Below are 852 nucleotides of genomic sequence, written 5' to 3'. Positions count from 1 at the left end.
GCGCCGTCGGCATTGGTGTTGGGCGACAATATCTTCTATGGGCACGACTTTACCCGCTTGCTCCACGAGGCAAGCGTGAAAGAGACCGGCGCCACCGTCTTTGCCTATCACGTACAAGATCCGCAGCGATACGGCGTGGTTGAGTTCGATGCGAGCGGCCGCGCCGTCAGCCTGGAAGAGAAGCCGAAGGTGCCGAAGAGCAATTATGCCGTGACGGGGCTTTACTTCTACGATGAGACCGTCGTCGATGTCGCAAAGTCCATTCGCCCTTCAGCGCGCGGCGAGCTGGAGATAACTGACGTCAACACGCATTATTTGCAGGCAGGGCAACTGGATGTGCAGACGATGGGCCGCGGCTATGCCTGGCTCGACACGGGCACGCACGAGTCCATGCTCGAAGCCAGCCACTACATTGCGACCATCGAAAATCGCCAGGGACTGAAGGTTGCCTGCCCGGAAGAGATCGCTTATCGCAGCGGCTGGATCAGTGCGTCCGAGGTTGAGAAACTGGCCGAACCGCTCAAGAAGAATGCCTATGGGCAATATCTTCTTGGAATTTTGCGCGAGCAAATATTCTAATTACCCCGTATGTGCGTACGACCAATCTGAGCAGGAAGACGAATGAAAGCCATCGATACCGCCATTCCGGACGTCAAAATCATCGAGCCTGCCGTGTTTGCCGATGATCGCGGCTTCTTCTTCGAAAGCTTCAGCAAAGTGAAGTTCGAAGCTGCGATTGGGCGCAGCGCCGATTTCGTACAGGACAATCATAGCCGATCCGGGAAGGGCGTTTTGCGTGGGCTCCACTATCAGCTCCCGCCGCATGCGCAGGCCAAGCTGGTGCGCGTGGTT

Annotated in this window: 2 protein-coding genes; both read left to right on the top strand. The window is 56.9% G+C overall.

The window, feature by feature from the left end; genetic code table 11:
- Window positions 1–579 (top strand): sugar phosphate nucleotidyltransferase (locus HGP17_RS33370; RefSeq protein WP_168816342.1); only part of this gene is annotated, 579 nt, incomplete at its 5' end.
- Window positions 580–621: 42 nt separating this feature from the next.
- Window positions 622–852 (top strand): dTDP-4-dehydrorhamnose 3,5-epimerase family protein (locus tag HGP17_RS33365; RefSeq protein ID WP_168816341.1); only part of this gene is annotated, 231 nt, incomplete at its 3' end.

This window comes from Rhizobium sp. P38BS-XIX, assembly GCF_012641435.1.
Taxonomy (GTDB): Bacteria; Pseudomonadota; Alphaproteobacteria; order Rhizobiales; family Rhizobiaceae; genus Rhizobium.
Note: the sequence above shows the minus strand (reverse complement) of the source record. Positions and strands in the feature narration are given on the sequence as shown.